This is a genomic window from Geodermatophilus maliterrae (genome assembly GCF_041018925.1).
Classification (GTDB): domain Bacteria; phylum Actinomycetota; class Actinomycetes; order Mycobacteriales; family Geodermatophilaceae; genus Geodermatophilus; species Geodermatophilus maliterrae.
Map to the genome: position 1 here is coordinate 1 of NZ_JBFNXQ010000060.1, position 23,362 is coordinate 23,362.

A 23,362-nucleotide genomic window follows, 5' to 3' on the forward strand; every position below is an offset into this window, starting at 1 on the left:
GCCACCGTCCGCGAGATCCGCGCCGGTGACGCCGCCCTGGCCGCCCGGCCGGCCGCGCCGGTGCGGCAGGTCCCGGGCGTGACCACCGCCGGGACGCTGGAGCTGCTCTCGCGGGCCATCCGCGACGGCGTGCCGGTGTGGCTGGGCTACGTCGACGCCCAGGGCAGCGGCAGCCAGCGCGTGGTGCAGCCGGTGTCACTGGCCGGTGGTTTCCTCCAGGGCTGGGACGAGCGCCGGCAGGAGAACCGCACCTTCGCGGTGCACCGGATCACCTCGGTGGCGCTCGCCGACGAGGAAGCACCGGCCGCCGGCAACGGTTGACCAGACAGACCCCCGCCGAGGAGAGGCTCCCCATCACGTGAACGACGGACCGCTCATCGTCCAGTCGGACAAGACCCTGCTGCTCGAGGTCGACCACCCGCAGGCGCGCGAGTGCCGGGCGGCCATCGCGCCGTTCGCCGAGCTCGAGCGCTCGCCCGAGCACGTGCACACCTACCGGGTCACCCCGCTGGCGCTGTGGAACGCCCGCGCCGCGGGACACGACGCCGAGCAGGTCGTCGACGCCCTGGTGCGCTACTCGCGCTACCCGGTGCCGCACGCGCTGCTGGTCGACGTCGCCGACACGATGGACCGCTTCGGCCGGCTGACGCTGGCCAACGACCCGGTGCACGGGCTGGTGCTCACCACCACCGACCGCGCGGTGCTCGAGGAGGTCGTCCGCTCCAAGCGGGTGGCCCCGATGCTGGGTGCCCGCATCGACGCCGACACCGTCGTCGTCCACCCCTCCGAGCGCGGCCGGCTCAAGCAGGCGCTGCTCAAGGTGGGCTGGCCGGCCGAGGACCTCGCCGGCTACGTCGACGGGCAGGCCCACCCGATCGAGCTGGACCAGAGCGGCTGGCACCTGCGCGACTACCAGTCCGAGGCCGTGCAGGGCTTCTGGGCCGGCGGCTCGGGCGTCGTCGTCCTGCCCTGTGGTGCGGGCAAGACGCTGGTCGGGGCCGCGGCGATGGCCGAGGCCAAGGCGACCACGCTGATCCTGGTGACCAACACCGTCTCCGGGCGGCAGTGGAAGCGCGAGCTGATCGCGCGCACGTCGCTGACCGAGGAGGAGATCGGCGAGTACTCCGGTGAGCGCAAGGAGATCCGCCCGGTCACCATCGCGACCTACCAGGTGATCACCACCCGCCGGAAGGGCGAGTACCGGCACCTGGACCTGTTCGACGCGCAGGACTGGGGCCTCATCGTCTACGACGAGGTGCACCTGCTGCCCGCGCCGATCTTCCGGCTCACCGCCGACCTGCAGTCCCGCCGCCGGTTGGGGCTGACCGCCACCCTGGTGCGCGAGGACGGCCGCGAGGACGACGTCTTCTCGCTCATCGGTCCGAAGCGCTACGACGCCCCGTGGCGCGACATCGAGGCGCAGGGCTACATCGCGCCGGCGGAGTGCATCGAGGTGCGGGTCGCGCTGGACGACGAGGAGCGGATGACCTACGCGGTCGCCGAGCCCGAGGAGCGGTACCGGATCGCGGCGACCGCGACGTCGAAGCTGCCGGTCATCCGGCGGGTGCTCGACCGGCACCCCGGCGAGCAGAAGCTGGTCATCGGCGCCTACCTCGACCAGCTCGACGAGCTCGGCCTGGCGCTGGACGCACCGGTCATCCAGGGCTCGACGACGAACAGGGAGCGGGAGCGGCTGTTCCAGGCCTTCCGCACCGGCGAGATCAAGACCCTGGTCGTCTCCAAGGTCGCCAACTTCTCCATCGACCTGCCCGAGGCCGCGGTCGCCGTCCAGGTGTCGGGGACGTTCGGCTCGCGGCAGGAGGAGGCCCAGCGGCTCGGGCGCGTGCTGCGGCCCAAGGCCGACGGCCGGCAGGCGCACTTCTACACGGTGGTCAGCCGCGACACCCTCGACGCCGAGTACGCCGCCCACCGGCAGCGCTTCCTCGCCGAGCAGGGCTACGCGTACACGATCGTCGACGCCGCCGACCTGGCCGGCCCCGGCGAGGTCAACGGCCCGGACTGGGTGGACGAGCCCGCCGACTGAACGAGGACCCCTGGAGGATGGCCGTTCCCGCGGCCCCTGGTCCTCGTGACCGGGGGCCGCTGCCGTCTCACCCCTCCGTGAGCTCCGCGTACACGTCCGCGGCGTCGCGGTTGCCCTTCTCGGCGAGCCGGCGGAGCTCCGCCAGGTCGCCCAGCTCGCCGGCGAGCTGGACGAGCTGGTCCGTGGCGTCACGGGAGCCCCGGTCGGACAGGCGACGCAGTTCGGCCAGGTCACCCCGCTCGCCGGCCAGCTCGACCAGCTCGTCGACCGCGTCGCGGTCTCCTCGGTCGGCTCGCTCGTGCAGTGCGTCGTACTCGGGATCGGTCACCCGCACAGCGTGCTCCTCCACACCCCGGAGGCCCACCGTCCCGGGTGCGATCGATCGCCGGCGCCACACGTACCCGCTCAGTACGGCGGGGGTGGGGTGACGGCGGTGGGGCCGGTGGGTGTCGTGACGGTGAGGGTGCCGTCGGGGGCGAGGTCGTGGTGCCAGCCGGAGGCCTGGTGCTCGCCGCGTGGCCGGTGGTGCAGTAGCCGACGAGGTCGCCCGCGACGGCGGGCCCGGCCGGCCACGGGGTGTTGTGGTCGAGCTCGCCGCCGCGGGCACGCGGCGGCGAGCTGCGGTTGCCGCGTCGAGTGCGGCGAGGGCGTCGCCGGCAGCGCTGGCCCGCCCGCCGGGCCGACCTGCCAGGTGGCTTCGTCGGCCGCGGCGGGACCCCTCTGCCCCTTCACCGCTCGCAGGCCCGCGGTGGGAGGTGTCTCACCTCGCCGCTCGGCGCCTCCGGGATCGGCGGAGGACGACCGCGGCTCCCCCGGCGGCGGTGGCGCCGAGCGCCGCCGCCGCTCCCAGGCGCAGCCAGAGCGGCCAGCGACCTCGGTCGACGGCGCCCGCCTCCCGCACCTCGAGGTCGTCCAGGAGCCCGGTCGCCAGCTGGAAGCGGCCCACCCCGTAGCGGCCGTCGCTGGTGGGGACGGCGCTGATCCGGCGCGGAGCCGAGCCGTCCAGCGGCACCTCGGTCACCCAGTGCTGGTCGGGGTCGTACACGTCGTCGCCGACGGCGTCCGGCACGAGCACCGCCACCCGGTCAGCGGCGGACCAGCCGAGCACCCGGCCGGGGCCGGCGACCCGGCGGTCGAGCGGCGCGGGCGTCGGCCCGCCCGCGCCCGTGGCATCGACGAAGGCGATGCCGTCACCGGAGGCCCCGCCCGGGGTCGCGCAGCCGCGCCACCCCTCACCCCCCATGCCGGGACAGTCGGCCGCCGCGACCGCGAGGAGGCGGCCGTCCGGTGACCAGGCGGCCGCCCCGTCGAGCTGGTGGCCGGCCGGCAGGGCGACGGTGCGGGGAGCCGCGCCGTCGAGGGACAGCACCTCCAGTGCGTCGCCGGCGGCTGCGCTGTGCTGCACGGCCAGCTCCGAACCGTCGGGGGCGAAGGCCGCCGTCGACACGCTGGAGGCGCCGGGCAGCTCGGTGGCCCGCCCGGTCCCCAGGTCGAGCAGCCCCACGGCCCCTGCGATGGGCACGCCCCCGTAGGGGTTGGTGGGCCCGGGAGTGCTGAGGTACGCGAGGCGGCGCCCGTCCGGGGACCAGGCCAGCGGGAGCACGCCGCGCCCGTCCGACACGGGGAGGACGTCCACGCTGCCGTCCGTCAGGTCGAGGACGGCGAGGTCGGGCCCTGGGGTGTCGTGGTCCCCGACGGCTATCCGGGTGCCGTCCGGGGACAGCAGCATCGGCGCGGGGTCCCCCTGGGTCTCCCCGCCGGCGCGGTCCTCGGCCAGGTCCACGCGGCGCACCACGTCGTCGTCGGCGCCGACGACGACCGCCTGCGGGACGTCGAGGAACTCCACGCCGAACCCGTGCTGGAAGAGCGCCACCGCACGTCCCGGCGGGGACGACGACACCGGAGCCGTCAGGTGCGAGTACTCGCCCACCCGGTCGGGCACGGTCGGTGCACCGGCTCCCGGTCGGCCGGCCGCGCTGCCCGTGGGCGCCAGTGCCACGGCCAGCGCCGGCAGGAGCACTGCTCCGGTGATCGACGTCAGCAGCCACTTCCCCGTTGGCACGACGCGAGCACGGCACTGCGGCGCACCGGCGCAGGTCCGGCGCGGCGCGGCGCGCTCGGACGTGCAGGAACGCGCCGGTCGACCGCGCGCGGCGAGCTGGTGGCCGTCCTGGCGTCGCCGCCTCCCACGGCCACAGCCCGCGAGCGGTCCGGACGCCGTCGTCCACACCACCGGCGTCCGGGTGCGGAGCTGCCGGTCACCCTCGCCGAGCTGCTGCCCGGACTGCCCTGAGTCAGCGCCGCAGGACGCCGGCCAGTCGGTGCAGACCCTCGGTGATCGTCGCCGGGGTGTTGGTGGTGAACGACATGCGCAGCGCCGCGCGGTCCGGCACCGGCGAGCAGGAGAAGGGCGCGCCGGGCACGAAGGCGACGTCGGCGGCCAGCGCCTCGCGCAGCAGGTCCGCGGTGTCGACGTCGCCGGGCAGGCGGGCCCAGACGAACATGCCGCCGTCCGGGTCGGACCAGGTGCTGCCCTCCGGCAGGGTCGCGGGCAGGGCCGCGGCCATCGCGTCGCGGCGCTCGCGGTAGGCGGCGCACAGCCGCCGCACGTGCGCGTCGAGGTCGGTGCGTGCCAGCCAGACGGCCGCGGCGGCCTGGTCGACGGTCGAGGTGTGCAGGTCGGCGGCCTGCTTGGCCACGGTGAGCACCGGCAGCAGGGCGGCCGGCGCGCGCAGCCAGCCCAGCCGCAGCCCGGGCGCCGCGAGCTTGGAGAAGCTGCCCAGGTACAGCACGCGGTCGGCGGCGGTCGGGTGCGCGGCCAGCGGCGCGACCGGCTCGCCGCGGTAGCGCAGCTCGCCGTACGGGTCGTCCTCGACCACCCAGAAGCCGGCCCGGGCGGCCAGCTCGGCCACCGCGACGCGGCGCTCGGCGGGCAGCGTCCGCCCGGTCGGGTTGGCGAAGGTGGGCACCAGGTAGAGCAGCGTCGGCCGCTCGCGGGCGACGACGTCGGCCAGCGCGTCGGGGTCGAGACCGTGCTCGTCGGAGGGGACACCGACGACGCGGGCGCCGGCCAGCCCGAAGGCCTGCAGCGCCGCGAGGTAGGTCGGGTCCTCGACGGCCACGACCGCGCCCGGGTCGAGCAGCGCGGTGGTGACCAGCGTGAGCGCCTGCTGCGAGCCGGTGGTGACGAGCAGGTCGGTGGGGGCCGTGGGCAGGCCGCGGGCGGTCATCCGCCCGGCGACGCGGGCGCGCAGGTCGGGGTCGCCCTCGGTGGGCGCGTACTGCAGGCCGCGGCGGGCGGCGGGGCCGGAGAGGACGGCGTCGAAGGCCGCGCGCAGGCCGTCGACGTCGAAGAGCTCGGGCGCGGGCAGGCCGCCGGCGAAGGAGACGACCTCGGGCCGGTCGAGCAGGGTGAGCAGCTCGCGCACCGGCGAGCTGGCCACCCCGCGCAGCCGGCGGGCGGGCACGGGCGTCGGGGCAGGAGAGGGCACGGGGACTCCGGGGCTTCGACGGGCACGGACGGCGGTCGGCGGGACACGGGTGGTGTGCCGTGAGGGGCCGCGCCGGGGGCTGCCTGGTCGAGGAGCCGGTCCGCAGGCTACGCGTGCAGCGGGGTCGGCCCGTGCCGGTCGCCGTCCCGGCTGCCCCGCTGCCCGACCCGACCTATCGTTCAGGGGTGGCAGCCATGGACCTCCAGGACCTCGTCCGGCGTCGCCTCTGGGAGGCGCGGCTCTCGGTGCACGCGGCCTCGCGGCGCGCACGCGGGGCGATCGCGCCCGAGGTCATCGAGCGACTGGGCCGCTCCCGCGGCCGGGCGTTCATCAGCCCCCAGCTCGCCGGGCACCTGGCCCGGGCGCTGGACGTCCCGGAGAACCGCGTGCGCCGCGCGGCCGGCCTGCCCGAGGTCCCCGACCCGCGCGAGGACGTCCCCACCGGCCCGCACCTGCGCCTGGTCAGCAGCAAGGGCTGAGCCCCGACCGGATCAGGACCAGCGGCTCCAGGCACCTGTCCCACGCCGGTTCAGCCGGCCGCGGCGAGACGCGCGGCCGTCCACGCGGCGATCTCGGCACGCGACCGGACGCCCAACCGGGCCAGGATCTGCTCGACGTGGGACTCCGCGGTCCGGGGTGAGATGACCAGCCGGGCGGCGATCTGCCGGTCGGTCAGCCCCTCGGCCACGAGACCGGCCACCTCCAGCTGCCGCGGGGTGAGCGGACTCGGCCCGGCCCCGGTCGCCGGCGCCGAGGGGGCCTGCGGCTCGTCGAGCGCGAGCGCCACCGCGCCGGTCCGGTCCAGTGCGGCGCCGGCCCGGTGGAGGGCCGCCCAGCGCCTGTCCCCCAGCGCCCGGCGGGCTGCCGTCGTGCAGTCGTCGCGCCGCGGGGCCATGGGAGCGGGCAGCTCGGCCGGGATGGACCGCCACACGGCCTCGGCGGCGCCGCTCAGCCTCGCGGCGAGGTCCCATGCCCGCCGCGCCGCGGCCGCCCAGCTCAGCGCCTCGATGCACAGCGCGGTTCCGCTCCGGTCGTCCACCTCACGCATCAGCCCCAGCGCGGACCGCTCGAGCCGCGCGGCCTCGTCCGGGTCCCCGGTGGTGAGTCGCACCAGGCCCAGACCCCACAGGGCGTGGGACCGGGTCCAGGGGTCGCCGCGTTCGGCGAGCGACAGGCTGCGGCCGAAGGCCTCGGCCGCATCCGCGGTGCGGCCGGCGAGGAGCGCGACGACGCCGACGTCGGCCCAGCAGAAGGCCTCGTAACGTTCGTCCAGCTCGGCGTGCCGCGATGCCGCCTCGCGCAGCAGCCGGTCGGCGGTGGCCAGATCGCCGCCGAACAACGCCGCCTGCCCCAGGTACTGGGTGGCCATCGCGACGACGGAGGACTGGCCGCAGGCCTCGCCGAGCTCGCGGGCCCGGTCGAGGAGCGGGACGGCCGTCGCCGGGTCGGTTGCCGCAAGCGCGAGGAAACCCGCCGTGACCAGGCCCCTGGCCCGGACGGACGAGCGGTCCCCGCAGGCGGCGAGGAGGTCGTGCAGCCGGCGGCGCCCCTCCCCCAGGTGCCCCCGCGCCGCCCAGTACAGCCACAGGTCGGCCGCCATCTCCAGCCCGCGTTCCCGCTCGTCCGGCACGACCAGGCACAGGTCGAGGGCGGCTCCCAGTTCGGCGTGGACGGCGCCGAGCCGGTCGAAGGCGGCCACCTGCCCCGGTCCTGCGAAGTCCGCGGACGCCGATGCGACCAGGCCGGCGCACCAGTCCACGTGCCGGATCCGCGCCGGCCGCGACTCGCCGGCGGCGTCCAGCAGCTCCCGGCCGTAGGCGCGGACGGTCTCCAGCATCCGGAAGCGGCGTCCGTGTGGGCCGGGCGCGGCTTCCAGGAGGGATGCCTCCACCAAGCGGCTGAGCGCGTCGAGGACCGCCCGGGGCGGCAGCGTGCCGTCCGCGCACACCGACTCGGCCGCCGACAGGTCGAAGTCACCGGCGAACACGGCCGCCCGGCGCCAGAGGACGCGGTCGGGCTCCGTGAGCAGCTCGGCGCTCCACTCCATCGTGGCCTGCAACGTCCGGTGTCGTTCCGGGACCGCCGTCCCCGACCGGCGCAGCAGGCCGAACCGGTCGTCGAGCCGGTCCGCGAGTTCGGCCGGGGTCAGCGTCCGCAGCCGGACGGCCGCCAGCTCGATCGCCAGCGGCAGTCCGTCCAGGCGCCGGCACACGTCCGCGAGGGCGGCGTCGTCGGCCGGGGCCAGGACCAGGCCCGGGACCGCAGCCGTCGCCCGCTGGACCAGGAGCTGGACCGCCTCGGACGGCGGCCGGGGGGTCCCCGGCGCGGCCCCCGGCGGCCGGTCCCGGGGAGGCACGCCGAGCGGGGGGACCCAGAGAACCGCCTCGCCGTCGACGTCGAGCGGCACCCGGCTGGTGGTGAGGACGCGCAGGTCCGCGCAGCTGGCGAGGAGGGTGTCCACGAGGACCGCGCAGGCGTCGCGCAGGTGCTCGCAGTTGTCGAGGACGAGCAGCACCTGACGGCTGCCGATCACCTCGGCCACGGTCGCGGGGAGCCAGCGGCCGGACACGTCGCGGACGTCGAAGGCGCGCGCCACGTGCTCCACCACGCGGGCGGGATCGGAGACGGCGGTGAGGTCGGCCAGGGTCACGCCGTGCGCGAACGCCCGGCGCAGGTCCGTCCCCGTCCGGACCGCCAGCCGGGTCTTCCCGACCCCTCCGGGTCCCACGAGGGTCACCAGGCGGGAGCCGGAGAGCAGCCGCCGCGCCTCGGCCAGCTCGGCGCGGCGCCCGACGAACGAGCTGCGCTCGGCCGGGAGGCCGCACATGCGGTCCAGGGAGTGCCCCGCCATGCCGCAGGACCGTAGCGACGCCCCTACGGGTCGTGCCCCGTTTCCGTACCGCTGACCGGAGTTCTCCCGATGTCGCGTTCCGCAGTGCCGGACAGGCTGGCGCCGTGGACGGCAGCCGGGGACCGGGCGGGACCGTGGCCGACGGGGACCGGAGCCTGTTCCTCGTCGAGTTCTCCGCCACCCGGGCGGCGGACGACGCGGCGGACCTGCACCACGCCCTCCGGTACGCCGTCCGGCGCCTGGCGGCCGCCGGGACGGCGATCCGGTGGTGCAGCGGACTGCTCGTGCCCGCCGAGCACCGGTGCCTGTGCCTGGTGGAGGCCGGCCGACGCGACGACGTCGTCCTCGCCCGGGACACCGCCGCGTTGTCCGGCGCGAGCGTCCAGCAGGTGCGCCCGCTCCCCGACCGTCCCCCGTCCCCCCGTTCCTCCGACAGGAGAGGCAGGTCCTGACGTGTCCGCTCTCGACGACCCCCGCAGTACGCGCGAACCGGCCGGATCGATCGACCCACCCGCTCGGCACGACCGGCCCGCGGGCGGCTTCCGCGCCTGGACGGCCCGGCGCCCGATCACCGCGTTCCTGCTCCTCGCCGTCCCCCTGGGATGGGTGGTCCTCGGGGTGCCCGCCCTGACGCACCACGGCGTCATCCCGGGGGGTCGGCTGCCGGCCGAGGTCTTCGCCCTGGCGGCCACGGTGCTGGTGATGCTGCCCGCTGCCCTGTGGGTCGTCTCGGTCACCGAGGGGCGTGCCGGGGTCCGGGCGCTCCTCTCCCGGACGTTCCGCTGGCGCTTCGGACCCGGCTGGTGGATCGCCGTCCTGATCGCGCTGCCGGTGACGAGCGTCGCCGTGGGTGTCGCGCAGGGCCGGTCCGTGGCGACCGGGGACCTGCTGCCGATCCTGGTCCGGGAGGTGCCGCTGATGCTCCTGCCCGTCGTCCTGGTCAACATGTGGGAGGAGACGGTCTGGGCGGGGTTCGTGCAGACCCGCCTGGAGCGCCGGCACGGCCTGGTGTGGGCCGCCGCCCTGACCGCGATCGCCTTCGCCGGCATCCACCTGCCGATGCTGCTGGCCGACGACGTCTCGACGTCAGCGGTGGTGGGCGCGTTCGGGTTCCTGCTCGTCGCGGCACTGCTGGTCCGGCTGATGATCGGCGTGTTCCTGCGGGCGACCGCCGGCAGCGTGCTCGCCGTCGCGGTCCTGCACGGGAGCTGGAACGGGAGCAGCGGCGAGGACGGCCTGGTCGACGCGCTGCTCTCCGGCGGGCAGGCCGTCCTCCCCGCGCTCGTCGCCGTCGTGCTGGTGACGGCGGCCGCCACGGCCGTCGTCCGCCCGGAGCTCACCCGGCCCTCCCGGGACGGCGACCGAGCAGCGGCCGGGAGCCGATCGTGAGGTGATCACCCTGCTGCCGCGCCGTCCGCACCCCGGGCGGCGCGGTCGCGTGCGCCCGAGGCGCGGACGGCGGGATCGGCGGGCGGGGCAGGCCGGTCCGAGCCGCGTGACGTGCACCACGCCCTGGCCACCGCGAGGAGCATCTGCGCAGCTCAGGGCCGTGCGGACGGCGCCATATACGACGTCGGCACGGAGGCGCGCGGGAGGTGGCCGGTTGGGCGTGTCCCCGGCGGCGCAGGCAGGATGGGCCCCGAGATGGCGAGTGCAGCACGGGCCGGGGCGGTCGCCCCGCAGACGACCAGCCGACCGCTCCGGGCGTGGCAGCAGGCCGCACTCGACAGGTACGAGGAGCAGGCGCCCAAGGACTTCCTGGTCACCGCGACCCCGGGCGCGGGCAAGACGACCTTCGCCCTGACGCTGGCCTCGCGGCTGCTGCAGCGGCGCGAGGTCGCCCGCGTCGTCGTCGTCTGCCCGACCGACCACCTGCGGTTGCAGTGGGCCGACGCCGCCGACCGGCTGGGCATCGTGCTCGACCCCGGGCTGACCAACGCCGTCGGCCCGGTGCGCGCCGGCACCCAGGGCTACGTGACCACGTACGCCCAGGTGGCGGGCAAGCCGATGCTGCACGCGGCCCGCGCCACCGCCGTCAAGACGCTGGTCGTCCTCGACGAGGTGCACCACGCCGGCGACGGCCTCTCCTGGGGCGAGGCGATCGAGGAGGCCTACGGCTTCGCCGCCCGCCGGCTGTGCCTGACCGGGACGCCGTTCCGCACCAAGGCCGACGAGCGCATCCCGTTCGTCCGCTACGAGGAGGACGGCTTCGAGGGCGATGCCGGGGAGGCCGGCGCCGGGCTGGTCAGCCGCGCCGACTACACCTACGGGTACAAGGAGGCGCTGGCCGACAGCGTCGTCCGCCCGGTCGTCTTCGCCGCCTACACCGGCACCTCGCGCTGGCGGAACTCCGCCGGCGAGGTCGTGGCCGCCTCGCTGTCGGAGGCCGGCACCCGCTCGGTGGAGATGGCCGCCTGGCGCACCGCGCTGGACCCCAAGGGGCAGTGGGTGCCGCACGTGATCGCGGCCATGGACGACCGGATCACCCACCTGCGCGAGGAGGGCGGCATGCCCGACGCGGCCGGGCTGATCCTCGCCAGCGACCAGGACGACGCCCGCGCCTACGCCAAGATCGTGCGCCGGGTGACCGGCAAGGCGCCCGAGGTGATCCTGTCCGACGACCCGAAGGCGTCGAAGAAGATCGAGCGGTTCGCCACCGGGTCGGCGCGGATCGCCGTCTGCGTGCGGATGATCTCCGAGGGCGTCGACGTCCCGCGGGCCGCCGTCCTGGCGTGGATGACCTCCTACCGGACGCCGCTGTTCTTCGCCCAGGCCGTCGGCCGCGTCGTCCGCGCTCGGGCCTCGCACGAGACCGCCACGGTGTTCCTCCCCGCCGTCCGGCCGCTGCTGGGCCTGGCCGCGTCGCTGGAGAAGGAACGCAACCACGTCATGCCGCCGCCCAAGGCGCAGGACCCCGAGGCGCTCGACCTCGACCCGCTGCCGCCGAAGGAGCGCGAGGCGGTCGGGCTCAAGCAATGGGAGGCGCTGGAGGCCGACGCCCGCTTCGCGCACGTGCTGCACGGCGGCACCGCGCACACCGGCGCCGACTCCGGTCCGGTGGCGGTCGCACCCGAGGACGAGGACTTCCTCGGCATCCCCGGCCTGCTCACCGCCGAGCAGACGGCGTCGCTGCTCGCCCGGCGCGACGACGAGCTGCGACTGCGGATCGCCCAGCGCTCGCACCTCGACGACGACACCGGCGAGCTGCCGCTGGTCCAGGACCACCCCGACGAGGACGACGCCGGCCGCTCGTGGCGCGACGCCGCCGAGCTGCGCCGCGAGATCAACCGCCTGGTCAGCCGGGTGTCGGCGAAGACGTCGACGCCGCACGCGGTGGTGCACACGCAACTGCGGCAGTCGGTGCCCGGCCCGCCGTCGGCCTCGGCGTCGGTCGACGTCCTGCGCGCCCGCCGCGAGCGCCTCCGCACGATGCTCTGACACCGCGGTCCTACCGGACCGCACCGCGGTCAGGTGCCCAGGAGGACCCCGGTGGCCTGCGCCGAGCCCACCCGCCTGGGGTGATCGAGGCGGGTCAGCCGGTGGGCAGAAGGCCCCGGGACGCGGCGACGGCGACGGCCTCGGTGCGGCTGCCGGCGCCGAGCTTGGCCAGGATGTTGCTGACGTGCACGCTGGCGGTCTTCTCGCTGATGTAGAGCTCCGAGCCGATCTGCCGGTTGGTGCGGCCGCGGGCCAGCAGCGCGAGCACCTCGGTCTCCCGCGGGGTGAACACCGCCGCCGTCTCCACGACACGGCCGGCGCCCGGCAGCTCCAGCCGCGCCCGGCGGGCCAGCGCGGTCACCGCGGCCAGCAGCGGGGCCGCACCCAGCGCGCGAGCGGTGCCGGCGGCCGACCGCAGCGGCCCGGCGGCGCCCGACCGGTCCCCCGCCGCCACCAGCGCCTCGGCCAGCCGCCACCGGCTGCGCGCCTGCTCGTAGACGTGCCCGTAACCGAACGCCTCGACCGACGCCCTCCACAGCTCCGGCACCGCCTCGCCGGCCAGCCGCGTGGCCTCCGCGTCGAGGCGGGCGATCCACGCGGCGGCCTCGACGCCGTACCCGCCGACCTCCCGCTCGTGGTCCGCGACCGCCGCGCGGGCCCGCACGACCAGCTCCTCCCCCGCCGCCGTCCACTCCCGCTCCGCGGTGGTGTCGCCGGTCAGCCGGGCAGCGGCCGCGGCGTCGGCCACCGGCGCCAGCGCGGTCGCCACCAGCCGGACGACGGCGATCCGCTCGCCGCCCCACAGCTCCTCGAGCCGCGCGTCCGCGGCGCGGGCGGCGGCCAGCGCGGCCGCCGGCTCCTGCGCCCAGGCGGCCAGCTCCAGCCCGGCGCCGGCCGTGGACACCAGCAGCAGCGCGTGCGCGCCCAGCCGGCCCACCAGCCCGCGGGCCCAGGCGATCCGCGCCGCGGCCGCCGGGTCCCCCCGGCCGACCTGGACCAGCAGCCCCGCGGCGCGCACGTGCGCGGCCATCTCCGGCACCCGCGCCAGCCGGTCGGCCAGCGCCAGGCTGCCGTCCCAGTCGCCGAGGACGTACCGGGACAGGACGCCGAGGTGCCGCAGCTCCGCGGCGTAGAACGACCACTCGACGCCGAGCTCCCCCGCCCGCGCCAGCCCCGCGTCGCTCCAGCGCAGCGTCTCCTCCGACGCGCCGTCCTCGTAGGCGACGATCGCCAGGTTGAACAGCACCCGCATCTCCACGTCGGGGTCCCCGGACCTCCGGGCGCGGGTCAGCGCCTCCTCCAGCCGGGTCCGCAGCTCCACCCCACCGCGCGAGCGGGCCAGCGAGACGGCGACGTCGGCCCACGCGCTGTCCAGTCCGAGCGCGTCGGCGGCGGCCAGCGCCTCCTCGGCGGCCGCCTCGGCCTCCGCGCGGCGGCCCATCTCGTAGCAGGCGCGGGCGTGCGTGGCCGCCGCCCAGGTGCGCACCGGCGACGGCGGCGACGCCGGCACCAGCGCCATGGCCGCGGTGGTCTCGCGCAACGCGGAGGCCTGGTCCTCGATGCGGGCCAGCGCCTGGGCCAGCGTGTAGTGCACCCGCGCCCGCAGCTCGCGGTCACCGTCGGGGCCCAGCACCTCCTGCGCCGCGCGCAGCAGCGCCACCGCCCGGTGCAGCTCCCCGCCGCGGCGGGCTGCGGCCGCGGTGTCCAGCAGCAGCTCGGGCTGGCCGCGGCCGGCCCGCTCGGCGGCGTCGGGTACCGCCGGCCACAGCGCGAGCGCCGTCTCCAGGTGCTGCAGCTGCTCGGCCGGGGCGCCCACCCGCCGGGCCTCGTCGGCGGCCTCCAGCGACGCGACGAGCGCGCCGGCCAGGTCGTTGCTCTCCCGCAGGTGGTGGGCGCGCTCGGCGGCGGTGCCGGCAGACGGGACGGCGGCCAGGTGCGCGGCGACGGCGGCGTGCAGCCGCACCCGCTCGCCGGGCAGCAGGTCGGCCAGCACCGCCTCGCGCAGGAGTGCGTGGCGGAACCGGTAGGCGCCGTCGGGCGAGACCACCAGCAGGTGGGAGTGCACCGCCTCGGCCAGCGCCCGCTCCAGCTCGGCGGCGTCGAGACCCCCGACCGCGGCGACCAGCTCGTGCCGCACCCGCCGTCCGGCCACCGCCGCCACCCGCAGCACCTGCTGCGCGGCCGGGCCCAGCTGCTCGACCCGGGCGAGCAGCACGTCGGTGAGGCCCAGCGGCAGCGTCTCGCCGGCGAGGCCCGCGGCCAGCAGCTCCTCGGCGTAGAAGGCGTTGCCCTCGGCGCGCGCCACCACGTCGTCGACCGTGCGGTCGGGCACCCCGGCGGCCAGGCCGCGCACGAGCTCCTCGACCGCCGTGTCGGGCAGCGGGCCGAGGTCGAGCCGCTCGACCCCGGGCAGCCGCACCAGCTCGGCCAGCAGCGGCCGCAGCGGGTGGCGGCGGTGCAGGTCGTCGGAACGGTAGGAGGCGACGACGGCGACCGGCTCGTCGGCCAGCCGGGCGAGCAGGTAGCGCAGCAGGTCGCGGCTGGAGCGGTCGGCCCAGTGCAGGTCCTCGAGCAGCACGAGCAGCGGCCCGTGGGCCGCGAGCCCCGCCAGCGCGGCGGCGACCGCCTCGAACAGGTGCAGCCGGCCGTCGTCGACCGGGGGGCGCAGCGCCGGGATCGGGCTGCCGAGGTCGGGGGTGTCGGGCTCGCGTGCCGCCGTAGCCCGGGCGGCGAACAGCCCGGCCGCCCCGTCGCCGAGATCGGCCGCGACGGGACGCAGCAGGTCGACGAAGGGCAGGTAGGGCAGGCCGACCTCGCCGAGGTCGACGCAGTGGCCGGTGAGCACCCGCAGTCCGCGGCCGGCGGCGCGGACGGCCAGCTCGTCGAGCAGCCGGGACTTGCCGACGCCGGCGTCCCCCGCCACGAGCACGGCGGACCCGCGGCCGGCCCGCGCACGGTCGACGGCGGCGAGGAGGGTGGCCAGCTCGTCGGCCCGGCCCACCAGGGGTCGCTCGTCCCACCGCGGCACGGCGCCGATCGTGGCATGCGACACCGACGGGGCGGCCCCCGCGGACGCGGGGACCGGTGACGTGCTGGGACGGCCCCCGTGCAGGGTCCCGCCCGGCCCCGTCCGGGGCACCGCCCCGAGCCTGCGAGGGGTGGGGAGGACGGGGTCCTTCCTCAGCGGGACCGCCGCAGCCGCCACGGGCCGCGGTGCGTGCGGGTGCCGCGCCCGAGGGCCTGCAGCACCTCGCGCCGGTAGGCCAGCTCCGCCTCGACTCCGGGGTTGGGGTAGGTGGTGTACACGACCGTCTCCTCGCGTCGTCGTCCCCGTGTGGACGACGACCACGGTCGGCCTGAGGCGGGTGCCCGGGCATCGGGCGACCGCGCACTCCTCCCGCACCGCCGTCGTCTGAGGCCCCTCAGACGACCTCAGGAGGCGCTCAGCGCAGGTCGGTGCCCTTCGTCTCGGGCAGCGTGAGGATGCCGAGGAAGGCGACCACCGCGGCACCGGCGACGTACCAGAAGAAGACCGTCGGCATGCCCCGGCTGGACAGCGCGGTGATCACCAGCGGCGCCGTGCCGCCGAAGACCGCGACCGTCGTGTTGTACCAGGCACCGATGCCGGTGGCCCGCAGCTCGGTCGGGAACAGCTCGCTCATGATCGCCGGCGCGAGCGAGGCCATCGCCGCGTAGAGACCCAGCCCGACGCAGAAGACCACGATCAGCGACGGCAGGCTGTCGCGGACCAGGAAGGACAGCGGGACGACGAGCACCGCCGTCGCCGCCGACCAGGCCAGGAGCACGGGCTTGCGGCCGATCCGGTCCGACAGCGCGCCGTAGGGGTAGCAGAGCGCGATGAACAGGGCCGTGCCGATCGACAGCGCGATGAAGACGTCGTTGCCGTCGGCGTCGCGGAAGTTGACGGCGAACGGCGTGAGGGCGCTGAAGAAGGTGTAGTAGCTCAGCGTCGACAGCAGCGTGAAGGCGCACAGCTGCAGGACCGACCGCGGGTACTCGCGGATCGTGCGCAGCAGCGGGTTGGTGGTCGCCCGCGCCTTCTCGGCGTTCTCCTCGAAGCTCTCGCTCTCGACCAGCGACCGCCGCAGCCAGAGGCCGACGAAGCCCAGCAGGCCGCCGACGGCGAAGGCGATGCGCCAGCCGTAGGACTCCAGCTGCGCCTGGTCGAGCACCGCGGTGAGCAGCACGCCGAGCAGCGAGGCCAGCAGCAGCGCCGACCCGGTGGAGATGTAGAAGAACGCCGAGTAGCGGCCGCGGCGCTCCGGCGGGGCGATCTCGGCGAGGTACGCCGAGGCGCCCGACACCTCACCGCCCAGGCTGAGCCCCTGGGCGATGCGGGCGACCAGCAGCAGGGCCGGCGCCAGCCAGCCGACGGCGGCGTAGGTGGGCAGGAGCGCGATCATCAGCGACCCGCCGGCCATGAGCAGGATGGTCAGCAGCATGCCGGCCTTGCGCCCGCGCAGGTCGGCGAAGCGGCCGATGATCACCCCGCCCAGGGGCCGGAAGAAGAACGCCAGCGCGTAGGTCGACGTCGTCCCGATCAGCGACAGCGCCTCGTTCTCCGACGGGAAGAACTGCCCGGAGAAGTAGACGAGGAAGGTCGCGTAGACCGTCCAGTCGAACCACTCGACGGCGTTGCCGATGCTGGCCGAGACCAGCGTCCGGACCGGCAGCTTGTGCTGCTCCCCGGCCCCCTGCTGCCGAACGCTCTGCGCCATGTGGAGCCACGCTAGTGACGAGGGACACGTCCGGCACGGCGAGATGGGCGCGCGAGGGCACCGGGAGGCGAGAAGGCTGGGGGACGACGAGAGGAGTTCCCGTGCCCGAGCTGCCCCCGACGGTCTTCGTCCTGTTCGGCGCCACCGGTGACCTGGCCGCGCGCATGGTGCTGCCGGCCTTCGACCGGCTCGACCGCCGAGGGCTGCTGCCCCGGGACTGGCGGCTGATCGGCAGCGGTCGCGGCGAGCGGTCCGACGACGACTTCCGGCAGCTGGTCCGCGACGCGCTGGCCGAGCACGGCGACGGCGAGCCGTCGGCCGGCCTGCCCGACCGGCTGCGCTTCGCCGGCGGCGGCCACACGCCCGCGGACCCGGGGCAGCTGCTCGACGTCGTCGCCCGGGCCCGGGAGGAGCTCGGGGACGACGCCCAGCTCGTGCTCTACCTCGCCGTCCCGCCCGAGGCGTTCGGGGACATCACCCGGGCACTGGACCGGCACGGACTGGCGACGGGCGCCCGCGTCGTCTACGAGAAGCCCTACGGCACCTCCCCCGACGGGTTCCGCGAGCTCGACGAGCTCGTGCACTCGGTGTTCGACGAGGAGCAGGTCTTCCGCATCGACCACTTCCTCGGCAAGGAGGGCACCCAGGACCTGCACGTCCTGCGGTTCGCCAACGGCCTGTTCTCCTCGGTGTGGAGCCGCGAGCACGTGGCGCAGGTGCAGGTCGACGTCCCCGAGACCCTCGACGTCGCCGACCGCGCGGAGTTCTACGACGCCACCGGCGCCGTGCTCGACATGCTGGTCACCCACCTGTTCCAGGTGGCCGCGGAGGTGGCCATGGAGCCGCCGGCGTCGCTGACGCCGACCGATCTCCAGGAGGCCCGCGAGGCGGTGCTGGCCGCGTTCCGGCCGCTCGCGCCCGAGGACGTCGTCCTCGGCCAGTTCGAGGGCTACCGCGACCTCGACGACGTCGCCGACGACAGCACCACCGACACCTTCGTCGCGGCGCGGCTGTGGGTCGACACCGACCGCTGGCACGGCGTCCCGTTCCTGCTGCGCACCGGCAAGCGCATGGCCGAGGGGCACCAGAAGGTGACCCTGGTGATGCGGCGGCCCGACGGGCCGGTGGGCGTCCTGCCCGGCGGCGGGAACACCGTGTCGCTGTCACTGTCGGGCGCCGGCGCGCTCGACCTCGGGCTGGTGGCCAAGCGCCCCGGTCCGGACCTGGAGCTGGCGGTCGCCGGCACCTCGCTGGACCTGGCGTCCGTCCCCGGCGGCGAGCCGCTGCCGGCCTACGCCTCGCTCATCCACGACGTGCTGGTGGGCGACCGGTCGCTGTTCACCACCAGCGCGGGGCTGGCACAGGCCTGGCGGGCGGTGCAGCCGGTGCTCGACGACCCGCCGGAGCTGCAGCCCTACGCCCCCGGCTCGTGGGGGCCGGGAGCCGCGAGCGCGCTGGCCGACCCGTGCGGCTGGGCGCTGGGACAGGCCGACGGCTGACGGGGGGATGGGGTCCGGGCCGGGCTCTGGTCGCCTCGCGGCGAGAAGCACGATGCGGCTCCGGACCCCCGACCGGAGTCGGGGCGGTGGTCCACAACGGCGGTATCCAATTGGCACCCGGGGACACAGAAGTCGCCCGGCCCGGACGGTTCCGAACCTACCCCTCCCGCCGCCGTCCCACACGCCGATCGGGGAGTGCCAGACTCCGGCCGTGGCCGACCTGACCCGCACCGAGGCCGCCGTCCTGGACGCCGTCGACGAGGCGGCCGCGGTCGACCTGCTGTGCCGCCTGGTGGCCGTCCCCTCCATCGGCGGGACGGCGGCGGAGAGCGAGGTGCAGTCCCTGGTCGCCGGTGAGCTCGACGCGCTGGGCTGCGACGTCGACCGCTGGGCGATCGACCTGGCCGCGGCCGCCACCGCCCCGGACGCCCCCGGCCAGGAGGTGGAGCGGGAGGAGGCGTGGGGCGTCGTCGGCACGCTGCCCGGCCGGGAGGACGGCGACCCGGCGCTGGTGCTGTGCGGGCACTCCGACGTCGTCCCGACCGGCGACCGGGCGCTGTGGGCCGGCGACCCGTTCACCCCGCGCCTGGCCGACGGCGCCGTGCACGGCCGCGGCGCCTGCGACATGAAGGGGGGCCTCGTCTCCGCACTGGCCGCGCTCGCCGCGGTGCGGGCGGCAGGGGTGCGGCTGCGCCGGCCGGTGGCGGTGCACAGCGTCGTCGGCGAGGAGGACGGCGGCCTCGGCGCGTGGGCGGCGCTGGCCCGCGGCCACCGCGGCGACGCCTGCGTCATCCCCGAGCCCACCGACGGCGCCGTCGTCACCGCCGCGGCCGGGGCGCTGACCTTCCGGCTGGAGGTGACCGGCGCCGCCGCGCACGCCGCGATGCGCGACCGCGGGGTGAGCGCCGTCGAGCTGTTCGCCGACGTGCACGCCGACCTGCGCGCGTTCGAGGCCGAGCGGCAGCGGAGCGCCGACCCGCGCTTCGCCGGCGAGCGCCACCCGTTCGGGCTGTCGATCGGCACGGTCCGTGCGGGCGACTGGGCGTCGACGGTGCCCGACCGGCTCGTCGCCGAGGGCCGCTACGGTGTGCGGCTCGGCGAGCCGGTCGATGCGGCCCGCGCCGCGTTCGAGGCGCGGGTCGCGGCCTTCTGCGCCGGGCACCCGTGGCTGGCCGGGCACCCGGTGCAGGTGTCCTGGACGGGCGGTGCCTTCGCCAGCGGTGAGCTCCCGCCGGGCTCGGCGCTGCTCGGCGAGGTGTGCGACGCCGTCGTCGACGCCGGCGGTCCGCCGCCGCCCGAGCGGGCCGTGGCCGCCGGCACCGACCTGCGCCTCTACGCCGCCGCGGGCGTCCCGACGCTGCACCTGGGGCCCGGCGACCTCCACCTGGCGCACGGCCCGGCCGAGCGGGTGCCGGTGGCCGAGGTGACCGCCGTCGCCCGGGCGCTGGCGCTGCTCGCCCTCCGCCGTTGCGGCGTGGCATGAGCGAGCTGCTCGGGTACGCCGGGTTCGCTGCACTGACCGGCAACTCCCCCACCGCGCGCACCGAGTGGGCCGCCGTCGTCGCCGCGTGGGGCGAACCGCACCGCCGCTACCACGACCTGCACCACCTGGCCGCCGTCCTGGGCCTGGTCGGGCAGCTGTCCGCCGCGGCCGACGACCCGGCCGCCGTCGCGCTGGCCGCCTGGTACCACGACGTGGTCTACGACCCGCGCCGCGACGACAACGAGCAGGTCAGCGCCGAGCGGGCGCGTGCCGGGCTGCGCGGCCTGCTGCCGGACGCGCGCCTCGACGAGGTGGTCCGGCTGGTGCTGCTCACCGCCGGGCACGACCCCGCGCCGGGCGACGCGAACGGCGCGGTGCTGTGCGACGCCGACCTCGCCGTCCTGGCCGGGCCGCCGGAGTCCTACGCCGCCTACGCCTCGGCGGTGCGCGCGGAGTTCGGGCACCTGTCCGACGAGGTCTTCACCGCCGGGCGCATCGCCGTCCTGGAGCACCTCCTGGCGCTGCCTGCGCTCTACCGGCTGCCGGCCGTGGCCGCCGACTGGGAGCCGCGGGCGCGGGCCAACCTCACCGCGGAGCTCGGCCTGCTGCGGTCCCGCGCTTCTTGACGCGCAGCCCCGCGCCCACCAGCCGGGCGAGCAGCTCGCGGGCCCCCACCGGCTGCGCGCCCGCGGCCACGGCGACGTCGTAGAGGTCCTCGGGGACGTCGTAGTGGTCGCCCTGGAAGACCCGCCGCGGGATGCCGAGCTCGGCGGCGGCGAAGGCGTGCAGCTCGTCGTGCGAGACGTCGCTGACCAGGTGCGACCACCGGCGGCCGCGCCAGGGCCAGACCGGGGGGTCGATGAGCACCGCCACGAGGTCAGTGTGCCGGGCGCCGACTAGCGTCGTCGGGGTGAGCAGGGAGATCCGCTGGGGCGTCGTCGGGCCGGGGCGCATCGCGCAGAACGTGATGGGCGACTTCGCGCACGTGGAGGGTGCCAAGCCGGTGGCCGTGGCCTCGCGCTCGGCCGACCGTGCGGAGGCCTTCGCGGAGCGGCACGGGCTGGAGCGCGCGTACGGCTCCTACGCCGAGATCCTGGCCGACCCCGACGTCGACGTCCTCTACGTCGCGACCCCGCACCCGCAGCACCACGCGGTCGCGCTGGCCGCGATCGACGCCGGCAAGGCGCTGCTGGTGGAGAAGGCGTTCACCGCGACCACCGCGGGAGCCGCCGAGGTGGTCGACCGGGCCCGTGAGCGCGGCGTCTTCGTCATGGAGGCGATGTGGACGCGCTTCCAGCCCGCGGTCGTCGCGCTGCGCGAGATGGTGGCCGACGGCGCGATCGGCGAGGTCCGCTCGGTGCAGGCCGACCTCGGCGTCGACCGCGCCTACGACCCCGCCGACCGGCTCTTCGCCCTCGAGCTCGGCGGCGGGGCGCTGCTCGACCTCGGCGTCTACGTCGTCTCGTTCGCGCAGATGCTGCTCGGCGCGCCCGACACCGTCACCACTGCCGGCTCGGCCTACCCGACCGGGGTCGACGCCGAGGCCGCGCTGCTGCTCGGGTGGGACGACGGCCGCACCGCCACGCTGACCACCTCGCTGCGCTACCCGACGCCCGGGCAGGCGCGGGTCTTCGGCACCGGCGGCTGGATCGACGTCCTCCCCCGCTTCCACCACCCCGAGACGATCGTCCTGCACCGCACCGGCGCGGAGCCGGAGACGATCACCCGCCGTCCCGACGGCGTCGGCTACTCCCACGAGCTGGCCGAGGTCACCGCCTGCCTGCAGGCCGGGCGCACCGAGAGCGCCGTCATGCCGCTGGCCGACACCCTCGCCGTCCAGGACGTGCTGGGACGGGCCGCCGAGCAGCTCGGCGTCGCCCATCGGGAGGATCCTGACGCGCTCGCTGTGTGACGCTTCAAGTTCAGCAGTGTGATGTCGATGACACCGGCATGCCACTGCTGACGGGGCTCACCGCCGCCCTCGCCAAGATCACGTCCGCCTCCACCGTCGCGCAGGCCGCGGCCGGGCTCGGCATCGCCGCGGCCGGCGTGACCGGCGCGGGCGCCGCGGGTGCACTCCCGACGCCGGTGCAGGACCTCGTCGCCGGTGCGGTCGAGGTGGTGTCCCCGTTCGACCTGCCCGACTCGGCCGACGCCGCTGCCGCCGAGACCGACGACGACGGCACCCCCGACCAGGGCTCCGGCGACGCCCCCGGCACCGACGACTCCCCCGACGCCGGCGGCAGCACCGACGACGACGGCACCCCCGACCAGGGCTCCGGCGACGCCCCCGGCACCGAGGACTCCCCCGACGCCGGCGGCAGCACCGACGACGACGGCACCCCCGACCAAGGCTCCGGCGACGCCCCCGGCACCGACGACTCCCCCGAGGACGGCCCCGACCGGGGCCAGCACCAGCACGGGCGCGAGGACGCGGCCACGCGCGCGGCCGAGGAGGCCGCCGAAGCCCGGCGCGAGGCCGCCGAGGAGGCCGCCGAGGCCGCCGCGGAAGCGGCCGAGGCGCAGCGCGAGGCCGAGGAGGAGGCCCGCGAGCAGGCACAGCGGGCGGCCGAGGAGGCCGCCGAGGCGCAGCGCGAGGCCGAGGAGGAGGCCCGCGAGCAGGCACAGCGGGCGGCCGAGGAGGCCGCCGAGGCGCAGCGCGAGGCCGAGGAGGAGGCCCGCGAGGCAGCCGAGCGCAGCCACTCCGGCGACGACGACTCCGACGACGACTGAGCCCGCCCTATCCCGGCAGGCCGGGGCCCGCTCCGGCGAGCGGCGTCCCGGCCTGCGGCGTCTCCGGGGACGCCCAGGCCCGGCCGGATGCCTGGTCGGGAGTCGGCACGCGGGTCGGCGTCCGGCCGGTACGGCGGACCGCGTCGGCGAAGACGACCGAGTCGGTCACGGCCGCGCCACCGGGGTCGTTGTTGAAGTACACGCGGACGTCGCCGTCCCCGTAGGTGTCCGCCAGCCGCTCGGCCCACAGCCCCAGGGTCTCGGGTCGGTACGCCCAGCCCTCGGTGCCGGTGTGCAGCCGCAGGTACCCCCAGCCTGTGGTGCGCCACAGCGGGGTCACCGGCCGCTCGGCGCGGTCGGCCCAGCACAGCGCCGCGCCGTAGCGCTCCAGCAGGTCCCGGACCTCGTCGGTCTCCCACGTCGCGTGTCGCGGCTCCACGGCCACCCGGACGCCGGGCGGGAAGCAGGCCAGGCAGTCACGGAGCAGACCGGCGTCGGCCTTGAGCGTGGGCGGCAGCTGCAGCAGGACGACGTCGAGGCGCTCGCCCAGGCCCTCGGCGTGCTGCACCAGCCGGGCCACGGGCTCCTCCGGCTCGCGCAGCCGCTTGACGTGGGTGAGGAAGCGGCTGGCCTTGACCGCCCAGCGGTAGTCGGCCGGCGTCCGCTCGCGCCAGGCGGCGAAGGTGTCGCGCTCGGGCAGCCGGTAGAACGCGGCGTTGCTCTCCACCGTGGCGAAGTGCTGCGCGTGGTGCTCGAGCCACAGACGCTGCGGCAGGCGCTGGGGGTAGAAGCGGCCGCGCCAGTCGCGGTACTGCCACCCCGACGTCCCGATCACCACGGCCACGCCCACCGCCTACCCGGCCCGCCCCCGGCGTGCACGTCCGGTCCCTCAGCGGTGGGACGGCGACGGAGGGCGGACGTCCCCGAGCGAGCACGCGGACGAGCACACGCGCAGCGCCCTCTCGCGCCGACCCAGCGGGACACCAGGGCGTGTTCGTCCCGCGAGCGGGCCCCGAGGACGCCGACAGGGGCGGCCCCGCGGTGCGGGACCGCCCCTGCCGGGCAGTGCGTGGTGCTACGAGCG

The 23,362-nt window shown here is 76.6% G+C and carries 20 protein-coding genes; 11 read left to right on the top strand and 9 right to left on the bottom strand.

Translation table 11 applies throughout. The features are described 5' to 3' along the window. A partial coding sequence (locus ABQ292_RS17270) for a WYL domain-containing protein (protein ID WP_369208626.1) occupies positions 1 to 321 on the top strand: 321 nt, incomplete at its 5' end. A gap of 37 nt (positions 322 to 358) precedes the next feature. Next, entirely contained in the window at positions 359 to 2,044 is a 1,686-nt protein-coding gene (locus tag ABQ292_RS17275) for a DNA repair helicase XPB (protein ID WP_369208628.1), read from the top strand. A gap of 67 nt (positions 2,045 to 2,111) precedes the next feature. Here ABQ292_RS17275 and ABQ292_RS17280 read toward each other — a convergent pair whose 3' ends face one another. The 3 genes from ABQ292_RS17280 to ABQ292_RS17290 form a co-directional block, all read right to left on the bottom strand. Beyond that, positions 2,112 to 2,372 carry a hypothetical protein gene (locus tag ABQ292_RS17280; RefSeq protein ID WP_369208630.1) on the bottom strand — a complete coding sequence of 87 codons (261 nt, stop codon included), beginning with the start codon at positions 2,370 to 2,372 and terminating at the stop codon, positions 2,112 to 2,114. A gap of 432 nt (positions 2,373 to 2,804) precedes the next feature. Then, on the bottom strand, positions 2,805 to 4,106 hold the full coding sequence (locus ABQ292_RS17285; RefSeq protein WP_369208632.1) for a TolB family protein: 1,302 nt from the start codon (positions 4,104 to 4,106) through the stop codon (positions 2,805 to 2,807). Between the two features lie 232 nt (positions 4,107 to 4,338). Beyond that, positions 4,339 to 5,535 (bottom strand): aminotransferase-like domain-containing protein, encoded by a 1,197-nt coding sequence (locus tag ABQ292_RS17290; RefSeq protein ID WP_369208634.1) that lies wholly within the window; start codon positions 5,533 to 5,535, stop codon positions 4,339 to 4,341. A gap of 185 nt (positions 5,536 to 5,720) precedes the next feature. On the opposite strand from ABQ292_RS17290, the gene ABQ292_RS17295 reads away from it, so the two are divergent. Then, positions 5,721 to 6,014, top strand: coding sequence for a hypothetical protein (locus ABQ292_RS17295; protein ID WP_369208636.1), 294 nt, complete (start codon positions 5,721 to 5,723; stop codon positions 6,012 to 6,014). 50 nt (positions 6,015 to 6,064) lie between these two features. On the opposite strand, the gene ABQ292_RS17300 is transcribed toward ABQ292_RS17295, so the two are convergent. Beyond that, a complete protein-coding gene (locus tag ABQ292_RS17300; RefSeq protein ID WP_369208638.1) occupies positions 6,065 to 8,386 on the bottom strand; it encodes an ATP-binding protein in 2,322 nt (773 codons plus the stop codon). Positions 8,387 to 8,490: 104 nt separating this feature from the next. On the opposite strand from ABQ292_RS17300, the gene ABQ292_RS17305 reads away from it, so the two are divergent. The 3 genes from ABQ292_RS17305 to ABQ292_RS17315 all read left to right on the top strand — a co-directional run bounded on the left by ABQ292_RS17305 (position 8,491) and on the right by ABQ292_RS17315 (position 11,824). Continuing rightward, positions 8,491 to 8,838 (top strand): hypothetical protein, encoded by a 348-nt coding sequence (locus ABQ292_RS17305; RefSeq protein ID WP_369208640.1) that lies wholly within the window; start codon positions 8,491 to 8,493, stop codon positions 8,836 to 8,838. 1 nt (position 8,839) lies between these two features. Further along, positions 8,840 to 9,775, top strand: coding sequence for a CPBP family glutamic-type intramembrane protease (locus ABQ292_RS17310; protein WP_369208642.1), 936 nt, complete (start codon positions 8,840 to 8,842; stop codon positions 9,773 to 9,775). Positions 9,776 to 10,030: 255 nt separating this feature from the next. Then, the gene (locus ABQ292_RS17315; protein WP_369208644.1) at positions 10,031 to 11,824 is read left to right on the top strand and encodes a DEAD/DEAH box helicase; all 1,794 of its coding nucleotides are present in this window, start codon (positions 10,031 to 10,033) and stop codon (positions 11,822 to 11,824) included. A gap of 94 nt (positions 11,825 to 11,918) precedes the next feature. Here the strand turns inward: ABQ292_RS17315 and ABQ292_RS17320 are convergent, their stop codons facing one another. The 3 genes from ABQ292_RS17320 to ABQ292_RS17330 all read right to left on the bottom strand — a co-directional run bounded on the left by ABQ292_RS17320 (position 11,919) and on the right by ABQ292_RS17330 (position 16,563). Next, positions 11,919 to 14,852: an ATP-binding protein gene (locus tag ABQ292_RS17320; protein WP_369208646.1), complete on the bottom strand. Its 2,934-nt coding sequence runs from the start codon at positions 14,850 to 14,852 to the stop codon at positions 11,919 to 11,921. Between the two features lie 152 nt (positions 14,853 to 15,004). After that, complete coding sequence (locus tag ABQ292_RS17325) at positions 15,005 to 15,130, bottom strand: hypothetical protein (protein WP_369208648.1); 126 nt, start codon at positions 15,128 to 15,130, stop codon at positions 15,005 to 15,007. A 137-nt stretch (positions 15,131 to 15,267) separates the two neighbouring features. After that, positions 15,268 to 16,563: an MFS transporter gene (locus ABQ292_RS17330; RefSeq protein WP_369208650.1), complete on the bottom strand. Its 1,296-nt coding sequence runs from the start codon at positions 16,561 to 16,563 to the stop codon at positions 15,268 to 15,270. A 101-nt stretch (positions 16,564 to 16,664) separates the two neighbouring features. Between ABQ292_RS17330 and ABQ292_RS17335 the strand changes: the two genes are divergently transcribed. From ABQ292_RS17335 to ABQ292_RS17345, 3 genes are all read left to right on the top strand, one after another. Beyond that, entirely contained in the window at positions 16,665 to 18,062 is a 1,398-nt protein-coding gene (locus tag ABQ292_RS17335; RefSeq protein WP_369208652.1) for a glucose-6-phosphate dehydrogenase, read from the top strand. 211 nt (positions 18,063 to 18,273) lie between these two features. Further along, positions 18,274 to 19,545: an ArgE/DapE family deacylase gene (locus ABQ292_RS17340; protein ID WP_369208654.1), complete on the top strand. Its 1,272-nt coding sequence runs from the start codon at positions 18,274 to 18,276 to the stop codon at positions 19,543 to 19,545. Then, positions 19,542 to 20,171, top strand: a complete 630-nt coding sequence (locus ABQ292_RS17345; RefSeq protein ID WP_369208656.1) for an HD domain-containing protein — start codon at positions 19,542 to 19,544, stop codon at positions 20,169 to 20,171. The genes ABQ292_RS17340 and ABQ292_RS17345 overlap by 4 nt, the downstream gene beginning before the upstream one ends. Here the strand turns inward: ABQ292_RS17345 and ABQ292_RS17350 are convergent. Further along, a complete protein-coding gene (locus tag ABQ292_RS17350) occupies positions 20,131 to 20,418 on the bottom strand; it encodes a DUF4031 domain-containing protein (RefSeq protein WP_369208658.1) in 288 nt (95 codons plus the stop codon). The genes ABQ292_RS17345 and ABQ292_RS17350 overlap by 41 nt on opposite strands. Before the next feature lie 37 nt (positions 20,419 to 20,455). Between ABQ292_RS17350 and ABQ292_RS17355 the strand changes: the two genes are divergently transcribed. Then, positions 20,456 to 21,457: a Gfo/Idh/MocA family protein gene (locus ABQ292_RS17355; RefSeq protein ID WP_369208660.1), complete on the top strand. Its 1,002-nt coding sequence runs from the start codon at positions 20,456 to 20,458 to the stop codon at positions 21,455 to 21,457. 38 nt (positions 21,458 to 21,495) lie between these two features. Next, complete coding sequence (locus ABQ292_RS17360; protein WP_369208662.1) at positions 21,496 to 22,278, top strand: hypothetical protein; 783 nt, start codon at positions 21,496 to 21,498, stop codon at positions 22,276 to 22,278. A gap of 7 nt (positions 22,279 to 22,285) precedes the next feature. Here the strand turns inward: ABQ292_RS17360 and ABQ292_RS17365 are convergent, their stop codons facing one another. Then, the gene (locus ABQ292_RS17365; RefSeq protein WP_369208664.1) at positions 22,286 to 23,122 is read right to left on the bottom strand and encodes a DUF72 domain-containing protein; all 837 of its coding nucleotides are present in this window, start codon (positions 23,120 to 23,122) and stop codon (positions 22,286 to 22,288) included. Positions 23,123 to 23,362: the final 240 nt, after the last annotated feature.

What these genes read in the sequence shown, in the direction of transcription:
- ABQ292_RS17315 (WP_369208644.1), top strand. Translation starts at nt 10,031, where the DNA reads ATGGCGAGTGCAGCACGGGCCGGGGCGGTCGCCCCGCAGACGACCAGC.
- ABQ292_RS17345 (WP_369208656.1), top strand. Translation starts at nt 19,542, where the DNA reads ATGAGCGAGCTGCTCGGGTACGCCGGGTTCGCTGCACTGACCGGCAAC.
- ABQ292_RS17330 (WP_369208650.1), bottom strand. Translation starts at nt 16,563, where the DNA reads ATGGCGCAGAGCGTTCGGCAGCAGGGGGCCGGGGAGCAGCACAAGCTG.
- ABQ292_RS17360 (WP_369208662.1), top strand. Translation starts at nt 21,496, where the DNA reads ATGCCACTGCTGACGGGGCTCACCGCCGCCCTCGCCAAGATCACGTCC.
- ABQ292_RS17300 (WP_369208638.1), bottom strand. Translation starts at nt 8,386, where the DNA reads ATGGCGGGGCACTCCCTGGACCGCATGTGCGGCCTCCCGGCCGAGCGC.